Annotated in this window: 16 protein-coding genes; all 16 read right to left on the bottom strand. The window is 67.9% G+C overall.

What is annotated here, in order from left to right; all coding sequences use genetic code 11:
• Nucleotides 1-39: 39 nt before the first annotated feature.
• Nucleotides 40-618 (bottom strand): maleylpyruvate isomerase family mycothiol-dependent enzyme, encoded by a 579-nt coding sequence (locus V1Y59_RS14265; RefSeq protein ID WP_330505627.1) that lies wholly within the window; start codon nucleotides 616-618, stop codon nucleotides 40-42.
• Between the two features lie 6 nt (nucleotides 619-624).
• Nucleotides 625-1,119: an SRPBCC domain-containing protein gene (locus V1Y59_RS14260; RefSeq protein WP_330505626.1), complete on the bottom strand. Its 495-nt coding sequence runs from the start codon at nucleotides 1,117-1,119 to the stop codon at nucleotides 625-627.
• The gene (locus V1Y59_RS14255; RefSeq protein WP_330505625.1) at nucleotides 1,116-1,493 is read right to left on the bottom strand and encodes an ArsR/SmtB family transcription factor; all 378 of its coding nucleotides are present in this window, start codon (nucleotides 1,491-1,493) and stop codon (nucleotides 1,116-1,118) included. Before V1Y59_RS14255 ends, V1Y59_RS14260 begins: the two co-directional genes overlap by 4 nt.
• A gap of 106 nt (nucleotides 1,494-1,599) precedes the next feature.
• Nucleotides 1,600-2,520, bottom strand: a complete 921-nt coding sequence (locus V1Y59_RS14250; RefSeq protein ID WP_330505624.1) for a TauD/TfdA dioxygenase family protein — start codon at nucleotides 2,518-2,520, stop codon at nucleotides 1,600-1,602.
• 230 nt (nucleotides 2,521-2,750) lie between these two features.
• Nucleotides 2,751-3,494, bottom strand: a complete 744-nt coding sequence (locus V1Y59_RS14245) for a sulfite exporter TauE/SafE family protein (protein WP_330505623.1) — start codon at nucleotides 3,492-3,494, stop codon at nucleotides 2,751-2,753.
• Nucleotides 3,495-3,506: 12 nt separating this feature from the next.
• The gene (purH, locus tag V1Y59_RS14240; RefSeq protein ID WP_330505622.1) at nucleotides 3,507-5,084 is read right to left on the bottom strand and encodes a bifunctional phosphoribosylaminoimidazolecarboxamide formyltransferase/IMP cyclohydrolase; all 1,578 of its coding nucleotides are present in this window, start codon (nucleotides 5,082-5,084) and stop codon (nucleotides 3,507-3,509) included.
• Nucleotides 5,081-5,659, bottom strand: a complete 579-nt coding sequence (gene purN / locus V1Y59_RS14235; protein ID WP_330505727.1) for a phosphoribosylglycinamide formyltransferase — start codon at nucleotides 5,657-5,659, stop codon at nucleotides 5,081-5,083. Before purN ends, purH begins: the two co-directional genes overlap by 4 nt.
• 106 nt (nucleotides 5,660-5,765) lie before the next feature.
• Complete coding sequence (locus V1Y59_RS14230; RefSeq protein ID WP_330505621.1) at nucleotides 5,766-7,277, bottom strand: cell division protein PerM; 1,512 nt, start codon at nucleotides 7,275-7,277, stop codon at nucleotides 5,766-5,768.
• A gap of 194 nt (nucleotides 7,278-7,471) precedes the next feature.
• On the bottom strand, nucleotides 7,472-8,578 hold the full coding sequence (locus tag V1Y59_RS14225; protein ID WP_330505620.1) for an energy-coupling factor transporter transmembrane component T family protein: 1,107 nt from the start codon (nucleotides 8,576-8,578) through the stop codon (nucleotides 7,472-7,474).
• A gap of 117 nt (nucleotides 8,579-8,695) precedes the next feature.
• Complete coding sequence (locus tag V1Y59_RS14220) at nucleotides 8,696-10,654, bottom strand: acetoacetate--CoA ligase (protein ID WP_431309177.1); 1,959 nt, start codon at nucleotides 10,652-10,654, stop codon at nucleotides 8,696-8,698.
• Nucleotides 10,655-10,683: 29 nt separating this feature from the next.
• A complete protein-coding gene (locus V1Y59_RS14215) occupies nucleotides 10,684-12,336 on the bottom strand; it encodes an AMP-binding protein (protein ID WP_330505618.1) in 1,653 nt (550 codons plus the stop codon).
• Nucleotides 12,337-12,363: 27 nt separating this feature from the next.
• A complete protein-coding gene (locus tag V1Y59_RS14210; protein WP_330505617.1) occupies nucleotides 12,364-13,239 on the bottom strand; it encodes an HpcH/HpaI aldolase/citrate lyase family protein in 876 nt (291 codons plus the stop codon).
• Complete coding sequence (locus V1Y59_RS14205) at nucleotides 13,239-13,724, bottom strand: MaoC family dehydratase (protein WP_330505616.1); 486 nt, start codon at nucleotides 13,722-13,724, stop codon at nucleotides 13,239-13,241. The genes V1Y59_RS14210 and V1Y59_RS14205 overlap by 1 nt, the downstream gene beginning before the upstream one ends.
• Nucleotides 13,721-14,866, bottom strand: coding sequence for an acyl-CoA dehydrogenase family protein (locus tag V1Y59_RS14200; protein WP_330505615.1), 1,146 nt, complete (start codon nucleotides 14,864-14,866; stop codon nucleotides 13,721-13,723). The genes V1Y59_RS14205 and V1Y59_RS14200 overlap by 4 nt, the downstream gene beginning before the upstream one ends.
• Nucleotides 14,866-16,911, bottom strand: coding sequence for an acetyl/propionyl/methylcrotonyl-CoA carboxylase subunit alpha (locus V1Y59_RS14195; protein ID WP_330505614.1), 2,046 nt, complete (start codon nucleotides 16,909-16,911; stop codon nucleotides 14,866-14,868). The genes V1Y59_RS14200 and V1Y59_RS14195 overlap by 1 nt, the downstream gene beginning before the upstream one ends.
• A gap of 5 nt (nucleotides 16,912-16,916) precedes the next feature.
• Nucleotides 16,917-18,530: a carboxyl transferase domain-containing protein gene (locus V1Y59_RS14190; protein ID WP_330505613.1), complete on the bottom strand. Its 1,614-nt coding sequence runs from the start codon at nucleotides 18,528-18,530 to the stop codon at nucleotides 16,917-16,919.
• Nucleotides 18,531-18,696 lie beyond the last annotated feature (166 nt).

Here is an 18,696-nt window from a genome sequence, read left to right as displayed (position 1 = left end):
CTCCGGTGACCGTCACGCGCACGTGGGGACCGAATCGCCTCAGGCCGGCGCCCGCCAGGCGGGATCACGACCGATGAACCCGACCAGTTTGGTCACCGCATCGGCGTCCTCGGAGACCGGCACGGCCTGGCCGTATTGCCCGGACGAGCGCAGCAGGTCCTCGATGCCGACCATGCCGTCGAGCAGTTCGCGGGCGAACTCCGGATCGAGCGTCGCCGTGCGGCCGGCCGCGACGGCGAGGTCCCAGGTGTGCATGAACACGTCCGCGGTGTAGAACCGGTCCACGGCATCGGCGAGTCGATGCTCGCCCGCCATCGGATGCACGAAGGTGTCGTCGGCCGTCGGACCGTCCAGCAGACCCTGGACGGCATCGGAGTGCGCCTTCCACGCCGACGCCGGATCGTCGTCGACCGACGGGCCTTTCGGCAACTCCACTCCCCCGCCGGCCAGAAACCCCGGAAACCACTCGACGAGGTGTGCGACGACGTCGCGCGCCACCCACCCGTCGACCGGTGCCGGGGCATCCCAATCGGTCACCGCGGCGATCTCGTCGGCGAACGCGGCCGCGACCCGGCGGTGACGCTCGGCAGCATCGAGACCAGTCAATGGTTCTGACATCACTGATCAGAGCTCCCCCGACTCGAGCATCCGGTCGATCGCCGCATAGCCGTCGTTGACGCCCACCTCCATACCGGAGGCCAGCCAGCCGTCGCGGGCTTCGAAACTGTCGCACAGGGATTGGGCGTGCAAGCGGGTGGTGCCGTCACCGAGGTCCTCGAACCACAGTGTCTCCAGCGCAACATCGTCGGGCATGCCGTCGAAGGTGAAGGTCTGCACGATCTTGTCGTCGGACACGGTGTGGAAGCAGCCGTGGAAGCCGAACTCCTGACCCTCGTGGGTCGAGACGTATCGCCAGCTGCCGAGATCGCGCGCATCCCATTCGATGATGCGGCTGCTGGTGGCGTCCGGGCCGATCCAACGGATGTACAGCTCAGGGTCGGTGTGTGCCTTCATCAGCTGGGCGGGTGTGCCGCGGAAGTCGCGGGTGATCCGGATGATCGGCAGTTCCTTGTCGGCCTCGATGGCGGCCTCGGTGTAACGGGTCTGCACTGCAGTCATGACGCCTTTCCTTTCTTCGTGGTTGACTCGTCCTCGCCGCCTGGCGCTGCGGGGCCGTCGTTCATCTCCGCGAGCAGGGCGTCGAGGCGCCGATAGCGCTCCTCCGCCTGCCGGCGATACCGCTCGATCCATTTGGTCATGAGGTCGAATACCTCCGCTTCCAAATGGACCGGGCGCGTCTGCGCCTCCCGGGTTCGGGTCACCAGGCCGGCGTCGGCCAGCACTTTCAGGTGCTTGGACACCGCCTGGATGCTCACGTCGTATGGCTCGGCGAGCTGACTGACCGTCGCGTCGGACACCGCCAATCGGGCGACCATGTCGCGTCGGGTCGGGTCCGCCAGTGCGGCGAACATCTTCGACAGCTCGTCGGACATCCAACCTCCTCAACCGTTTGGTTGAATACGACTTTGCGCCGCGCCGTCGTGATTGTCAACCCCTTGGTTGAATAAAATGGCGAGCAAAGACGACGAGTCGCGCCGCTCAGCCGACAGGGCCGACCGGCAGATCGCCGCGCAGGGTGATCCGATGCATCACCCTGCGGGTGTCTCCGTAGTCACGGTTCGCGTAGTGCAGGGTGTTGCGGTTGTCCCACAGCACGAGGTCACCGAGCCGCCACCGGTGTCGGACGATGTGTTCGGGCTTCGTGAGGTGTGCGTAGAGCAGATCGAGGATCCCGCGGCTCTCGGCGTCCGACACGCCCTCGATGTGCGAGGTGAAGCCCGGGTTCACGAAGAGCGACTTGCGTCCCGTCTCGGGATGGACGCGGACAACGGGGTGACTCACCGGCACCAGCTGCGTGACTTCCTCACCCTCCCAGGTGTTTCCACGTCCACCTCGACGCTGACGCAGGTAGTACCCGAACGCGCGGTTGCCGTCGTGAAGCGCGGTGAGGTCGTCGGCGAGCCGGCGGACCGGTTCCGACAGCGACAGGTACGCCAACTCGGCGTCGGCCCAACTGGTGTCACCACCGTTGCGCGGCAACACAACCGGGCGGAGGATCGATCCCATCGGCGGACGCGGCATGAAGGTGACGTCGGTGTGCCAGACATCGGCGAAACCGTCGTCGGCGCTGTCGAGGGCATACACCTCGTCCGGCACGTCGCCGCTGTTCCACACCGGATGCCCGATCGTGAGGTCGCCGAGACGCCGCCCGAACTCGATGTGCGCGGCGTCGTCGATGTACTGGTCGCGGATGACGACGACCTTGTGGTCGATGAGCGTGCTGCGGACGGCGCGGATCACTTTGTCGGAGGCGTTCGCCACATCGATGCCGCGGATCTCGGCACCGAACGACGGTCCGTACTCGTCGATGTCGAGTTCCGCACCGGCAGTGGCGAACTGACCGTCGGCAGCGACGGAGGTTGACTCAGCAGAGCTGATGGATACAGGTGAAATGGTCATGATGGTTCCTTTGCGGATCGGTTCGAATGGAGAAGAGTTCGAACGCCGCGGGCGGTGAACCATGATGCGACCCGTCCGACCAATCCAGCACATGGCGCTGGCGGCACGCGGGCGAGTCGAAGGAGATCACTCGTAATTTGTAGCGCAGAATGCTCCGCTGAGCAGGGTTGGAGCCACGATGAGCACAACCCCCGGGGTGCTGTCGGCGCGATTCCGGGTTCCGTCGGCGATCAGCCGACGGCCAGCCACACGGCCAGCCCGAGACCGCCGAGTCCGACGACGATGCGCAGCGGCTCGGCCGGAAGCCGTTTCACGACCGGCGGTCCGCACCATCCGCCGGCGAGGCAGCCGACGGCCATCGCCAGGGCCGCCGTCCAATGCACCGGACCGAAGATCATGAATCCGATTGCGGCGACGGTGTTCGCGATTCCCAGGAACAACGACTTCGACAACGCCGCCCGCCACAGCGGTTCACTGGTGAGCACCAGCATCAGAGCGAGCACCATGATGCCGGCGCCGGCGCCGAAATAGCCGCCGTAGATGGAGATCACGACGAGCGCCATCAGCCACACCGCCGGACGATCCTCGTGTCGGGTGGCCCATCGCCGCAGCACCGGTTGCACGAGCAACGCGACGGCCGCGAGCGCCACCAGGTACGGAACGATTGCCTCGAACGCATCGGGCGGGGTGAGCAACAGCGTCACCGCCCCGATGGTGCCGCCGACGAGCGATGCGATCGCGCCGCCGATCAGCCGGCGTCGGTCCCCGTCGAGCAGGACGCGGCCCGACTGGCTCGTGCTGCCGATCCCGACGGCCACCAATGACACGGTGTTGGTGACGTTCGCGGCGATGGGACTCAGTCCCACCGCGAGCAACGCCGGGTAACTCACCACCGAGGCGAGACCGGTGATGTAGCCGATCAATCCGGCACCGAAGCCGGCGAGGATCAGGAAGACGACGTCGGCCGGGCTCACCGGCCGACGAACTCAGTGTGCGAAATGGCGGGCACCCGTGAGGTACAGCGTGACCCCGGCCTCCGACGCGGCCTCGATCACCTCGTTGTCCCGGATCGAGCCGCCGGGCTGGACCACCGCGCGCACCCCTCCGGTGAGGAGCACCTGCAGGCCGTCGGGAAACGGGAAGAACGCATCGGATGCGGCGACGCTGCCCGCAGCGCGGTCACCGGCGCGATTGACCGCGAGATGTGCGGAGTCGACCCGGTTCACCTGCCCCATCCCGACACCGACCGAGGCGCCGTCGTGGGCCAGCAGGATGGCATTGGACTTCACCGAACGACATGCGCGCCAAGCGAAGTCGAGATCACGGAGAGTGTCCGGGTCAGCCGGAGCCCCGGCCGCCAGCGTCCAGTTCTGCGGGCTGTCCCCCTCGGCGTCGAGGACGTCGCGCTGCTGCATCAGCAGACCACCGGAGATCGGGCGGATCTCGGCGCCGGCACGGACCGGCGCCGCCGCGGTCAGGACCCGGATGTTCTTCTTCCGCGTCAGGACGGACAACGCGCCGTCGGCGAATCCCGGGGCGATGATCACCTCGGTGAAGATCTCGGCGACCTGCTCGGCCATCTCGACGGTGATCTCCCGGTTCGCCGCGATCACGCCGCCGTAGGCGCTCACGGGGTCGCAGGCGTGGGCTTTGCGGTGCGCCTCGGCGATGTCGGCGCCGACCGCGATGCCGCACGGGTTGGCGTGTTTGATGATCGCGACGGCGGGAGTGTCGAAGTCGTGCGCACTGCGCCAGGCGGCGTCGGCATCGGTGTAGTTGTTGTAGCTCATCTCCTTGCCGTGCAGCTGCTGGGCCGACGCCAGACCGCCGCCCTCGGCACTGAGGTACAGGGCAGCCGCCTGATGCGGGTTCTCGCCATAGCGCAGGACCGACGCCCGTTCCCAGGTGGCACCGACCCAATCCGGGAAGGGCGACGAATCCGCCGGCGGCGCCACCACACTCGACATCCACGAGGCGACCGCGACGTCGTAGTCGGCGGTGTGCCGGAAAGCCTTCGCCGCCAGTTGTTGACGTTGTTCGAGTGTGAACCCGCCCGCGGAGACGGCGTCGCGCACGAGGTCGTAGTCCCCGGGATTCACGACCACCGCGACGGACGGATGGTTCTTTGCCGCGCCACGCACCATCGACGGCCCGCCGATGTCGATCTGCTCCACACATTCGTCCGGGGAGGCGCCCGACGCGACGGTCTCGGTGAACGGATACAGATTGACGACGACGAGATCGAAAGCGGCCACACCGAGTTCGGCGAGTTGGGCGACGTGACTGTCCTTGCGGGTGTCGGCGAGGATGCCGGCGTGCACCTTGGGGTGCAGCGTCTTCACTCGTCCGTCAAGGCATTCCGGGAACCCGGTCAGCGACGACACCTCGGTGACCGGTACCCCTGAGTCGGCGATGGTCTTGGCGGTGGAACCCGTGGAGACGATCTCGACGTCGGCGGCGTGCAGGACCGCGGCCAGGTCGGTCAGACCCGACTTGTCGTAGGCGCTGACGAGTGCGCGACGGATCGGCCTGCGGGCGTCGCCGGGGGGGCTCTGAGTGTTCACGGGATGTCGGCCTTTCGTCCGTCGATCACTACACCTTTGGTGACCAGTGCCGTCACCACATCGGCGAGCAATTGTCGCTCCACCGATTTGATTCGTTCGTGCAGGGTGGCCTCGGTGTCGTCCCGGTGTATCGCAACCGGCTCCTGCGCGAGGATCGGCCCGGTGTCGACGCCGTCGTCGACGAGATGGACCGTTGTGCCGGTGACCTTCACCCCGTGCGCAAGTGCGTCGGCGACGCCATGGGCACCCGGGAAGGACGGCAACAGCGCGGGGTGCGAGTTGACGATCCGTCGCCCGAATCGCGAGAGGAAGACCGGACCGAGAATCTTCATGAAGCCGGCCGTGACCACCCACTCCGGTTCGAAAGCCTCGATCTGCCCAGTCAGCGCCGCGTCCCAGCCCGCGCGATCGGGATGGTCGGCGACCCGGCAGAGCACGGTCGGTATGCCGTGGTCGCGGGCTATGTCGGCAGCCCGGCACGGTCTGTCCACGGCGACGGCGACGATCCGGAACGGGGCCCCGTCGTCGGCCCGGTCGATCAGTGACGAGAGCAGGGAACCGGTGCCGGATGCCATGACGACGATGGGTACGCGAACTGCGGACACGGGTGGCCCAGCAGCTGCGTTCACAGTTCGCAGCCTAGTGGTCGAGGCGGTGTGACCGATCGCCGGGGCAGGCCGTTCAGTGCCGGTCGACGGTGTAGTGAGCTGCGTCGTCGTCGGCGTCGGCCATCACGAAGTGTTCTCCGTCGTCGTCGCGCAGATCGTCATCGTGGTGAGCGTCATCGCCGGGGTGGGGGTCGACGTCGTCGGGGTGGATCTCGGCGCCGAGTTCCCCGTCGACATCGAAGTATTCGTCGTCCAATGCGTCGGTCGTGGAGTCGTCGAACGCATAGTCGTCGGTGAGGTAGTCGTCGGTGAGGTACTCGTCGGTCGTGTACTCGTCGTCGTAGCCCGCCTCGTCGCCCAGGGCGTACTCGTCGTCGCCATCGAGCAGCAGCTGTCGCCGGGCGGCGCGAGTGGACGGCAGTGCGGCATGAACCAGCGCCACCACCAGTCCGACGACGACGATCCAGCCGAGGGTGAAGACCCCGGCGGTGGGCAACGTGATGCCCACGTCGCCGAACTCGCCGAGCTCACCGCCCGCCAGCGCGCAGAGGCCGACCATCGCGGTGGCGGCGATCGCCCCGGCCAGGACTACCGAGCGGACGCCCGCGAGGGGATCGACGTCGCGACATCGCAGGGCGACCACCAGCGCGATCGACGCCGGGATCACATAGCCCAGCAGTCCGAGCGAACCGACTCCGTCGTCCGGTAGCACGCCGAGCGACGGCAGCGGCGGAACCGGCCCCCCGGTGGCGTCGAACAGATCCACCGACGCGGTACCGACATGGATATCCGAGCCGACCAGCACCGCAGCGGTACCGACGATGACGTTCGGCAGATAGAGCAGCGACATCGCGGTCAGTCCCAGATAGCCGTCGAAGTCGTGACCTCCGGCGATGAGGTCGCCGACGACCTGCCACCGCATGACCAGCCGCACGACGACAAGGCCTGCCGCGCAGGTGAGCAACGCGACCGTGGCAAACGCGCCGTAGCGCACACCTCGCCGCACCGAGGAGGTGACCGCGAACCGGTCGTACAGGTCGTGGCGCCGACTCCAGCCGAGTCCGATGAGCGCAGCGAGGCCGTGCACCGCGAACGTCGCGCCGAAGGCGGCGAGCGCAGGCGGGCTGTGGAGCGGCAGCACGGAGGTCCCGTCCATCACCACGGCCACCGACAGCGCCGTGACGAGCAGGGGCCCACCCAGAGCCGAGAACAGCACGGCGAGCAGTTCGGACACCGGCCGCTGTCCGCCCGCCGACGCGGTCATCCGCGCCGTCCCCGCGGCGACCGCGATGGTGGGCAACAGGGGCAGTACGCCGATGGTGACGCCGCTGATCGTGACCGGTACCTGATGGATCGCCAACCAGATGCTGCCGACCGCCGGGCCGAGACCTTCCAGACCGCTGCCCGCGGCGAGCAACGCGGTGAGGGTGAGCACGGCGACCGTCATCATGGTGACAACCGGCACCGCGAACGCCACGACGATCAGTTCACGGGCCGAACCCTCGGTCCCCGTGCGTTGCGCACGGCTGACCTGCCGCATCTGGCGGAGACGCGACGCAAGGCTGTCGGTTGTCGGCGAAGGCATCGGTACGAGCGTGACACGACTCGTCTCGCTCACCGGGCAGACGCGCCGTCCGACCCCAGAAAGCGACTGGAGTCTCAGGAGTCACCCGTGTGACAGCTTGTCCCCAGCACGAGTGTCCCCAGCACGGATATCCACAGCACGATGCCCCGCCATGACGACGGGGCATCGAACGGGTTGGGCGTCAGACGTGCGCGTCAGTGACCGCTCTGCTGATCCGGGCGGTTGATCTTGGTGGTGGCCTCCCCGGACCCCTCGCCGGCGGACGGATATCCCGGCGCCGGCGCCGACGGCGACGTCGACTCCGCGGCACCCGCGGACGGGGTGTACGAGCTCGGTCCGGGCGACGCCGCCTGCTGCGACGACTGGCTGTAGACGGACGGGTCGTAGGTGTGCTGCGTTGCGGCGCCCGAGGTGGCCGTCGAACTGCCGTAGGCGGCGCTCTGCGCATCCCCGAAGGCAGCGGTCTGGGGTGCAACGGCTGCCTGCGATCCGGTCTGAGGCTGCTCCGGTGCCGTCGCCGACGCCGCCGCCGCGTCCTCGGCAGTCGCGACCTTCACCATGCCGAAGGTGACGAGCAACCAGAACACCGCCACGGCCGCGACGATCAGTGACAACGTCAGTTGCGCGTAGTCGACCCCGGAGTTGGTGATGACGCGCCCGCCTTTGGTTGCGGTGTAGATGACGTCGTAGAGCTGCGAGATGACGGTGGCCAGCGCGCCGGCGGCGATGACCGGGACCGCGAGGGTGGTCTGCACCTTCGGGTGCAGCGTCAGCAACGAGAGCACGGCGATGAACACCAGGTACGGCAGGTATGCGCCGAGATTCCAGAAGCTGACGAGTGCGTCGACGGCCGCGATCGACCCGACCGCGATGGCGAGGAGCTGGCCGATGTTGGCCGGCAGTCCCTGTCCGGCCGGTTTGGGAGCCGAGTAGCCGTACTGGCCGTATCCCTGCTGCGGATACTGCTGCCCGTATCCCTGCTGGGGGTATTGCTGCGGCTGCTGGCCGTAGCCCGGGTACTGCTGTCCGTAACCGGGCTGGCCGTAGCCCTGCTGGCCTGCGTCGGGCTGGCCGTAGCCGTACTGGCCGTACCCGGACTGCCCCTGCTGGGCCGCGCCGCTGTCGGGCTGACCGTATCCCTGCTGGCCGGCACCATGTTGTCCGTATCCCGGGTACCCCTGCTGTCCTGCGCCCTGTTGTCCTGCGCCGCCCTGCTGTCCGTAGCCCGGGTAGCCCTGCTGGCCGTACCCCTGCTGCTGGCCCTGGCCGTGCTGGCCGTAGCCGCCCTGCTGGTAGGTCATCGCATCTCCTGCTCGGTCGTCCTTGCCCCCGCGTTGAGCGCACGTGTCGCGCCCCACGCTAGTACATGGCCGAGCGGCCTCCGTGGGACGCGTTCCGTGGGCGGCGGTCAGTCCTCACTACCACCGATGCGCGCGACCCTGTTCCGCGTACCAGTCGATGAGGCCGTAGTCGTCGACCGATTTGGGATCGATGTTGACCTCGCTGCGACCTGCGAGGATGCCGGTCACCGGCACCTCGAGCTTCTTGCCGGTCCTGGTGTGCGGTATCCCCGGCGCCACGATCACCTCGTCGGGCACGTGCCGCGGCGACAACCGGGCGCGGACCTCGCCGGCGATGCGCCCACGGAGGTCGTCGTCGAGAGCGGCCCCCGCCACCAATGTCACGAACAACGGCATCCAGTACGCACCGTCGGGTCCGTCGACACCGAGCACGAAGGCCTCGGCGATCTCGTCGATCCCCTCCACGACCTCGTAGATGTCGGCAGATCCCATCCGGATGCCATGACGGTTGAGCGTCGCGTCGCTGCGGCCGTGGATGACCAGCGAGCCGCGGTCGGTCACCGTCACCCAGTCACCGTGGCGCCACACCGGCGCGTCGGACGGGACATCCCACTCGTGCTCGAAGTACGCCCGGCGATACCGGGCGCCGTCCGGGTCGTCCCAGAACGAGACGGGCATCGACGGCATCGGTCGGGTGATCACCATCTCCCCCACCTCGTCGACAAGCGGCGTGCGGTCGGGAGCCCAGCTCTCCAGCGCGACACCCAGGTAGCGGACCGACAGTTCACCCGCGACGACCGGAACCCCGGCCGATCCCCCGGCGAACGCGGTGACGACGTCGGTGCCGCCGCTGATCGACGAGATCGGTAGCCCCGCCTTGACGTTCTCGTCGACCCAGGTGAACAGGTCGGCGGCCAGCGTCGACCCCGTACTGCCCAGGGTGCGTAGCGGCGTCAGGTCGTGTTCCTTGCCCGGCACCAGGCCGGCCTTGCGGGAGGCTTGGAGCTGACCGGGGCTGGTGCCGAAGTAGGTGACGGCTTCCGACTCGACGATCTGCCACAGCCGGTCCGCGTCGGGATACAACGGGGCGCCGCTGTAGCAGACGATCCGGGATCCGCAGAGCAACCCGGCGACCTGGTAGTTCCACATCATCCAGCTCAGCGCGGTCTGCCAGAAGAAGACGTCGTCGGCGCCGAGGTCGCCGTGCAGTCCGGCCGCCTTGAGGTGCTCGAGGACGACACCTCCGTGGCCGTGCACGATTCCCTTGGGCTTTCCGGTGGTCCCGGAGCTGAACAGGACCCAGAGCGGATGATCGAAGGGCACGGCAACGGGTTCGAGGGCGGAGCCGTCCGCGGCGACGGCGTCTGAGAAGGTGATCCGTCGCCGCGCGCCGACGTCGTCGGCGTCGGGGGCCGAGACGTCGGACACCACGATGTGGGCGTCGAGGTCGAGGAGCAGCTCGGCCAACGCGGCGCTGTCGGCGGACTTGTCGACGTCCTTGCCGTTGTACCGGTAGCCGGCGGCGCTGATGAGTACCTTGGGTCGTAGTTGCGCCAGCCTTCCCGCCGCGCCCTCGGGTGCGTAGTCCTGCCCGCAGCCCGACCAGATCGCGCCGACATGGGCGGTGCCGAGGAAGGCGATGACCGCCTCGGGGATGTCGGGGAGGTATGCCGCGACCACATCTGAGCGGCCGACGCCGAGGTCGGTCAGGGTGCGAGCGAACCCGGTGACCGCGTCGGCCAGCTCGGCCCACGACATCTCGGTCCGGCGTCCGTCCTCGTCGAGGCCGACGACGGCGGCACCGGCACGGTCACGGTGCCGCAGCACCGCCGACACGTAGTTCAGCGATACCTCCGGAAACCACTGCGCACCCGGCATCTCCGTGCTGCCCAGGACGTCGGTGTCGGACGTGACCGGCGTCGAGTCGCCGGCGATCGCTCCGACATCGAAGTAGTCCCACACCGCCCGCCAGAACGCGGCGGGTTCGTCCACCGACCACCGCCACAGTTCCTGGTAGTCGGCGAACTCGCGACCGCTTCGATCGGCGGCGAACCGTGTGAACGACTGGATCTGCATCTGCCCGTCCGGATCTCGGTCGGTCACCGTCACGCCCCACCGTCTCCGGGCCCGAGGCCCAGGAGGTCGGCGGCCTCGGCACGCATCTGGACCTTGCGGACCTTGCCGGTGACGGTCATCGGGAACTCCTTGACCACGTGCACATATCGGGGGATCTTGTGCCGCGCGATCTTCCCGGAGGCGAACTCGCGGAGGTCGTCAGCGGTGAAATCGGTTGCGCCCTCCCGTAACCGCACCCACGCCATCAGTTCCTCACCGTACTTGTCGTCCGGCACCCCGATCACCTGCGCGTCGAGGATGTCGGGATGGGTGTAGAGGAACTCCTCGATCTCACGGGGGTAGATGTTCTCGCCGCCCCGGATCACCATGTCCTTGATCCGGCCGGTGATGCGCACGTATCCGTTGTCGTCCATCACCGCGAGATCACCGGTGTGCATCCAGCCGTCGTCGTCGAGCGCCTCGGCGGTCTTCTCCGGATCGTTCCAGTAACCCTTCATCACCGAGTAGCCCTTGGTGCAGAACTCGCCGGTCTCCCCACGCTGCAAGGTGTCTCCGGTCCCGGGGTCGACGACCTTGATCTCCAGGTGTGGGCCCACGCGTCCCACGGTGCCCACCCGCAGTTCCAACCGGTCGTCGACGCGGGTCTGGGTGGACACCGGCGACGTCTCGGTCATGCCGTAGCAGATGGAGACCTCCCCCATGTGCATCCGATCGACGACCTGACGCATGATCTGCTCGGGACACGGTGACCCGGCCATGATGCCGGTGCGCAGACTCGTCAGGTCGAAGCCGTGCGAGTCGCCTCGCTCGTCGAGCAGCGCGAGTTCCGCGATGAACATGGTCGGGACGCCGTACAGACTCGTGCAGCGGTATTCGGACACGGCCGCCAGGGTGGCCTCCGGATCGAATGCCGGGGCCGGGATCACCATGGCCGCACCGTGACTAGTGGCCGCCAGGTTTCCCATGACCATGCCGAAGCAGTGATAGAACGGCACCGGCAGGCAGATCCGGTCGTTCTCGGTGTAGTCGAGCAGCTGGCCCACCATGTACCCGTTGTTGCCGATGTTGCGGTGCGAGAGCGTTGCGCCCTTGGGGTGGCCGGTCGTGCCCGACGTGTACTGGATGTTGATGGGGTCGTCCGGGTGGAGTCCGTCCGCGATCGCGGCGACGCGTTCGGCCTCCGCTGCGCTCGGTTCGGCCAGCAGCGCAGTCCATTCCGGCGACTCGAACAACACCACCTCGCGCAGTTCCGGGCACTTCGGCCGTGCCTCGCCGAGCATCGACGCGTAGGCCGAATCCTTGAACCGTTCGGCCGCCAGCACCACGCTGGTCCCCGACTGGGTGAGGGCGTACTCGATCTCGTTCTGCCGATAAGCCGGGTTGAGGTTGACCAGCACGGCACCGATCTCGGCGGCGGCGTACTGCGTCAGCACCCATTCGAACCGGTTCGGCGACCACAAGCCGACGCGGTCTCCGGGCGTCACGCCGAGGCGGATGAGCCCGGCGGCCAGGGCGCGTACGTCCCGGTGGAACTCCCGGTAGGTCCACTGTCGTCCGGCTGCCCGGTCGATCAGGGCGACGCGGTCGCCGAAGGACTCCACGGTGCGCGACAGTGTCGCGCCGATGGTCTCGGTGAGCAGGTCGGGCGAGTTCTCGCCGCGGGCGTACGCGGGCTGAGTCATGATCGAACTCCGGTTCCTCTCGAGGTTTCAGGCCTGGTTCTCGGACGACGCCGAAACAGTTTGGGCAGCAATGGCCCTGGTCAACACGACTTCCGCTTGCCGCAGCACGGGGCCGTCGATCATCTGGCCGTCGAGCTTGAAGACGCCGCCCTTGTGTTCGGCCGAACCGTCGACGATGCGCTGGGCCCAGTCGACCTCGTCGTCGGACGGTCGATAGCCGTCCCGGATGTGGTTCACCTGCGACGGGTGAATGCAGGCCGTCGCGGTGTAGCCCAGGGCGACGGCGTCGCGGACCTCGGCGATGAGTCCCGCGGTGTCGTCGATGTCGAGGTGGACCGAATCGACGGCGAACTTGTTGTGCGCCGCGGCGGCGATGCGAACGGTGGACCGGACCCAACGGGCGACGTCGCGGTACTGCCCGGGCCGATCCTCGTCGGGACCGAATCGGCTCGACTTGCCGCCGAGGCCGGCGACAAGGTCCTCGGCACCCCACATCAGCCCGACACAGTTGACCGCGGCGGCGATCTCGTTGACCCTGGTCGCGCCGAGCGGCGTCTCGATGAGCGCGATGGTCTGCAGTGCGGTGTCGATGATGGAGTCGGCATCCTCTGCCTTCGCCTGCATGACGACGCGATAGTTGGTCTCGAGGACGGCTGCCAGATCGCGTCGGTAGTCGCCGGTCCCGGCCGGGTTGATCCGGACCACGGTGCGGCCTGGATCGAGGGGATTGGCGATCAGTGCCTCACGGGCGGCGGCGCGATTCTCCGGTGACACCGCATCCTCGAGGTCGAGGATCACCACGTCGGCGCGATCCAAAGCCTTCTGGTAGCGCTCTGGCCGGTCCGCGGGGCAGAACAGCAGCGCCGGCCCGGGCGGTGTCCATGCGTTGGTGGGTTGCATCATCACTCCACTGGTCTCGTGCGCACCAGCGTGGCCCGCGCAGCCCGCGCAACGACCTCGCCGTGCTGATTGCGTCCGATGTGGGTCAAGTTCACCACGCCCTCGCCGGGGCGTGAGCGGGATTCCCGTTTGCCGGTGCACTCGGTTTCCCCGTACAGGGTGTCCCCGGCGAAGAGCGGGGCCGGGAACGCCACCGCACTGAAGCCCAGGTTGGCCACGAGTGTGCCCTGGGTGAGCTGGGACACCGACAGGCCCACGATGGTCGACAGGGTGAACATCGAATTGATCAGCCGCTGGCCGCCGAAGCCGGGCTGCTGCGCCGACCACGCGGCGTCGAGGTGCAGCGCCTGGGTGTTCATCGTCAGCGTCGTGAACAGGACGTTGTCGGCCTCGGTGACCGTCCGGCCGGGCCGGTGCTCGTAGACGGTGCCTTCGGCGAACTCTTCGAACCAGAGGCCGCGTTGCACCACGCGATTCGGTTCGGTCATGCGAATCCCAGCTCACGTGCGATGAGCATCAGCTGCACCTCGGTGGTGCCCTCGCCGATCTCCAGGATCTTGGAGTCGCGGTAGTGCCGCGCGACGGGGTACTCGTTCATGAACCCGTACCCGCCGTGGATCTGGGTGGCCATGCGCGCATTGTCCATCGCGGCTTCGCTGGAGATCATCTTGGCGATCGATGCCTCCTTCTTGAACGGCTTGCCCGCCAACATCTTCGCGGCCGCGTCGTAGTAGGCGGTGCGTGCGACGTGCGCGCGTGCCTCCATCCGGGCGATGGCGAACGACACCGACTGGTACTCGCCGATGGCCTTGCCGAAGGATTGCCGTTCCTTGGCGTACTTCACGCTCTCGTCGACACAACCCTGCGCCACGCCGGTGGCGAGCGCGGCGATCGCGATCCGCCCCTCATCGAGGATGGACAGGAAGTTGGCGTATCCGCGGCCACGTTCGCCGAGCAGGTTGTCCGCCGGCACCCGGGCATCGGTGAAGGTGAGCGGGTGGGTGTCCGACGCGTTCCAGCCGACCTTGTTGTAGGCCGGTTCGGCGGTGAACCCGGGCGTGTCCGACGGCACGATGATGGTGGAGATCTCCTTGCGACCGCCATCTCTCGTCCCGGTGACGGCGGTGACGGTGACCAGCGAGGTGATGTCGGTGCCCGAGTTGGTGATGAACTGCTTGGCGCCGTTGATGATCCAGCTGTCGCCGTCCTGTTTGGCGGTGGTCGCGGTCGCTCCGGCGTCCGACCCCGCGCCCGGCTCCGTCAGGCCGAACCCGGCCAGTGCGGCGCCGGAGGTCAGATCGGGAAGCCAGCGCTGCTTTTGTTCTTCGCTGCCGAACTTGTAGATGGGCATCGCACCGAGGCCGACCCCTGCTTCCAGGGTGATCGCGACCGACTGGTCGACCTTGCCGAGTTCCTCGAGTGCGAGGGCGAGGGCGAAGTAGTCGCCGCCCATGCCGCCGTACTCTTCGGGGAAGGGTAGTCCGAACAGACCCATCTTCCCCATCTGGGAGACGACCTCGTACGGGAAGCTGTGCTCCGCATCGTGTTTCGCGGAGACCGGCGCCACGACGGATTGGGCGAAGTCGCGAACGGTGTGGATGAGGTCGGTGTACTCCTGGCCGAGTTCCATCAGTCCTCCTTGTGGACGTGTGCGAGTGCCTGGCCGGCGGCGACCTTGTCACCGACGCGGACCGAGAGTGCGACCACGCCGTCGATCGGCGCGGTGAGGGTGTGTTCCATCTTCATGGCCTCGACGACGACGATCGGCTTACCCTCGCCGATGGTCTCGCCGGCCGTGGCCGGTACGGCGACAACCGTGCCCGGCATGGGGCTCAGGATCTCGCCGGCGTTCTCCGCGGCCGCCTCGTCGAGGAGTGGCCGTGCCAGGTCGAGTTGCCAGGTACCGCGAGGCCCCGACACCCACCACGTGCCGTCGATCTCGGCTTTCGTCCATGACTGGCTGACGCCGTCGACGATCAGCCGGCGGGTGTCCTCGAGCCCGTCGGTGCGGCGCAGTCGGCGGTATTCGACGTCAGCCTGCCACGGGCGGCGATCCTCGTTCTCGTAGGTCACCGTCGCCCGACCGGTCACCGCATCCTCGGTTGCCGAGGCGACGGCCACCGAGACGGTGAAATGCTGCGCACCCCAGGTCAGTCGGGTGATCACCGGGGCCACTTCGCCGATTCGCCAGCCCACGGCCGATTGCCACACGTCGCCGCGATCGCGGGGTCCGATGCGGGCGATGGCCGCCAGCACCAGCGCTTCCGGATCCGGCTCGCCGACCGCGTAGTCCCCGACCAGTCGGTCCAGCAGTTCGGTGTCGAGGTCGGCGTCGCGGACCTCGGGTCGCGCCAGCACGAACCGGCAGAAGTCGACGTTGGTGATCACCCCGAGCACGCGGGTGTGCGCCAACGCCTGATCGAGTCGCTCCAGGGCTTCTTCGCGGTCGCTGCCGTGCGCGATGACCTTCGCCAGCATCGGGTCGTAGTCGCTGCCGACCACGAGGCCCTCCGCCATCGCCGAGTCCACCCGGATGCCGCTGCCCGGACCGGTGTCGGGGTGCGCAAGACGCGCGATGGTGCCGCCGGTCGGCAGGAAGCCGTTGGCGGGATCCTCTGCGTACACGCGGGCCTCGATGGCGTGCCCGGTCAGGGTGATCTCGTTCTGGGTCAGGGCGATCGGCTCGCCGCGGGCCACCCGGATCTGTTGTTCGACGAGGTCGACGCCGGTGACGAGTTCGGTGACCGGATGCTCCACCTGGAGCCGGGTGTTCATCTCCATGAAGAAGAACTGCTCGGGCCGGTGGGCGGAGACGATGAACTCGACGGTGCCGGCGCCGGTGTAGCCGACGCTGCGCGCCGCGTCGCAGGCCGCCGCGCCGATCCGTTCCCTGGTCTCGGCGTCGAGCAGCGCCGACGGCGCCTCCTCGATCACCTTCTGGTGCCGGCGCTGCAGCGAGCATTCCCGTTCACCGAGGTGGATGACGTTGCCGTGCTCGTCGGCGAGGACCTGGACCTCGATGTGTCGGGGGGTGTCCACGAAATGCTCGAGGAACAAGCTGTCGTCGCCGAATGCAGACCCGGCCTCACGCCGTGCCCGTTGCAGGGCCGCGGGGAGGTCGGCTGCGTCCTCCACCCGATGCATGCCCTTGCCACCGCCACCCGCGCTGGGCTTGATCAGCACCGGGAAGCCGATGTCGGGGGCGGCGGCGATCAGGTCGTCATCGGACAGGTCCGGCCGCGACAGTCCCGGCACCACCGGGACATCGCGTTCGGTGACCGCGGCCCGGGCGGTGATCTTGTCGCCCATGGTCGCGATGGCCTCGGCGGGCGGACCGATGAACACGATGCCGGCGTCGTCGAGGGCGGCCGCGAACTTCTGGTTCTCCGAGAGGAACCCGTAGCCGGGGTGAACCGCATCGGCCCCGGTGTCGCGGGCCGCGCGGATCACCGCGTCGATGTCGAGGTAGCTCTGGGTGGCGGCGGCCGGACCGATGCGCACGGCCACGTCCGCCTCCCGGACATGGCGGGCATCGGCGTCGGCATCGGAGTAGATCGCGATGCTGCGGATTCCCATGCGGCGCACCGTGTCGATGACGCGGCAGGCGATCTCGCCGCGGTTGGCGATCAGCACGCTGCGAATGGGACGGCCGGGTGTCGGGGCTGTTCTGTTCACGTTCATCACATCCGGAAGACGCCGTAGCGGGGGTCGGTGAGTGGTGCGTATCGGCATGACTCGAGGGCCAATCCGAGTATGGTGCGGGTCTGCGCGGGGTCGATGATGCCGTCGTCCCACAGCCGCGCCGTGGAGTAGTAGGCGTCGGACTGCTCGGCGAACTGTTCGCGGATCGGTGCTTTGAACGCCTCCTCGTCGGTGGCCGACCAGTCGTCGCCGGAACGTTCGATCTGGTTGCGTCGCACCGTCGCCAGGGTGTCTGCGGCCTGCGGTCCGCCCATGACGGAGATCCGCGCGTTGGGCCACATCCACAGGAAGCGCGGCGAATACGCGCGGCCGCACATGGAGTAGTTCCCGGCGCCGAACGATCCGCCGACCATGACCGTCAGTTTCGGTACCCGGGCGCAGGCCACTGCGTTGACCATCTTGGCGCCGTTCTTGGCGATGCCGCCCTCCTCATAGGCGCGCCCGACCATGAAGCCGGTGATGTTCTGCAGGAACACCAGTGGAATCCGCCGCTGGTCGCACAGCTCGATGAAATGCGCTCCCTTGAGGGCTGATTCGCTGAACAGCACGCCGTTATTGCCGATGAAGCCGACCGGGTGGCCGTGCACGTGCGCGAACGCGGTGACCAGTGTGGTGCCGTAGTTTGCCTTGAACTCGGTGTACTCGCCGCCGTCGCTGATGATCTCGATGACCTCGCGGACGTCATAGGGGGTGCGCGAGTCGGTGGGTACCACGTCGTAGAGATCGGTCTGTGGCCGTACCGGTTCGCGGGCGGGGGCGGTGTCCCACTGCGGCTGTTCACGCGGGCCCAGGGTGGCGACGATCTCGCGCACCTTGGCGAGGGCCTGTTCGTCGTTGTCGACGAGGTGGTCGGTGACGCCGGAGACCGAGGAGTGCATGGCGCCGCCGCCGAGTTCCTCGGCCGTCACGTCCTCGCCGGTCGCCGCTTTCACCAGCGGCGGTCCGGCCAGGAAGATGGTGCCCTGGTTGCGCACGATCACGGTCTCGTCGCTCATCGCGGGGACGTAGGCACCACCGGCGGTCGACGAGCCGAGCACTGCGGCGATCTGCGGGATGCCGGCGGCACTCATGGTGGCCTGGTTGTAGAAGATGCGGCCGAAGTGTTCGCGATCCGGGAACACCTCGTCCTGTTGCAGCAGCATCGCGCCGCCGGAGTCGACCAGGTAGATGCACGGTAGCCGGTTGGCCGCCGCGATCTCCTGCGCGCGGAGGTGTTTCTTGACGGTCATCGGGTAGTAGGTGCCGCCGGAGACGGTCGCGTCGTTGGCGACGATCATGCATTCGCGTCCGGCCACCCGACCGACTCCGGCGACGACGCCGGCAGACGGGACCCGGTCGTCGTACATCGCATGGGCCGCGAGCGGGGCGACCTCCAGGAACGGCGAGCCCACATCGAGCAACCGGTCCACCCGGTCGCGAGGGAGCAACTTGCCGCGCGAGATGTGCCGCTCTCGGGCCTTGTCGCCGCCACCGCGACGAGCTCGGGCCAACCGCTGGTTCAACTCCGCCACGTTGGAGGTGTGGACGGCCCGGAATCCTGCTTCGCCGTCGACTTCCGTCGACGCGTCGGTACCGAACGTGCTGGTCACCATCGACCTTTCAGTTAGCGGTCATTAACTGAACGAATCGTACGTCACTCCCGGGTCACTTGTCACGCCTCGGTCGACTCGCCATCTCATTGTCGCAGCGAACGTGACGCACCTCACGTGCTTTGCGTACTGTGAAGGCAGGCCCACCACCCCTCGGGCCCCTATAACC

Source organism: Gordonia prachuapensis (assembly GCF_036350515.1).
GTDB classification, from domain to species: Bacteria; Actinomycetota; Actinomycetes; order Mycobacteriales; family Mycobacteriaceae; genus Gordonia; species Gordonia prachuapensis.
The sequence above is the reverse complement of the archived record's forward strand: the minus strand, read 5'-3'. Positions and strand labels throughout refer to the sequence as shown.

Coding starts and splice junctions, on each gene's coding strand:
- V1Y59_RS14265 (WP_330505627.1), bottom strand. CDS start 618: ATGTCAGAACCATTGACTGGTCTCGATGCTGCCGAGCGTCACCGCCGG.
- V1Y59_RS14210 (WP_330505617.1), bottom strand. CDS start 13,239: ATGATGCAACCCACCAACGCATGGACACCGCCCGGGCCGGCGCTGCTG.
- V1Y59_RS14215 (WP_330505618.1), bottom strand. CDS start 12,336: ATGACTCAGCCCGCGTACGCCCGCGGCGAGAACTCGCCCGACCTGCTC.
- V1Y59_RS14255 (WP_330505625.1), bottom strand. CDS start 1,493: ATGTCCGACGAGCTGTCGAAGATGTTCGCCGCACTGGCGGACCCGACC.
- V1Y59_RS14230 (WP_330505621.1), bottom strand. CDS start 7,277: ATGCCTTCGCCGACAACCGACAGCCTTGCGTCGCGTCTCCGCCAGATG.
- purN (WP_330505727.1), bottom strand. CDS start 5,659: ATGGCATCCGGCACCGGTTCCCTGCTCTCGTCACTGATCGACCGGGCC.
- V1Y59_RS14205 (WP_330505616.1), bottom strand. CDS start 13,724: ATGACCGAACCGAATCGCGTGGTGCAACGCGGCCTCTGGTTCGAAGAG.
- V1Y59_RS14190 (WP_330505613.1), bottom strand. CDS start 18,530: ATGGTGACCAGCACGTTCGGTACCGACGCGTCGACGGAAGTCGACGGC.
- V1Y59_RS14200 (WP_330505615.1), bottom strand. CDS start 14,866: ATGGAACTCGGCCAGGAGTACACCGACCTCATCCACACCGTTCGCGAC.
- V1Y59_RS14250 (WP_330505624.1), bottom strand. CDS start 2,520: ATGACCATTTCACCTGTATCCATCAGCTCTGCTGAGTCAACCTCCGTC.
- V1Y59_RS14260 (WP_330505626.1), bottom strand. CDS start 1,119: ATGACTGCAGTGCAGACCCGTTACACCGAGGCCGCCATCGAGGCCGAC.
- V1Y59_RS14225 (WP_330505620.1), bottom strand. CDS start 8,578: ATGACCTACCAGCAGGGCGGCTACGGCCAGCACGGCCAGGGCCAGCAG.
- V1Y59_RS14220 (WP_431309177.1), bottom strand. CDS start 10,654: ATGCAGATCCAGTCGTTCACACGGTTCGCCGCCGATCGAAGCGGTCGC.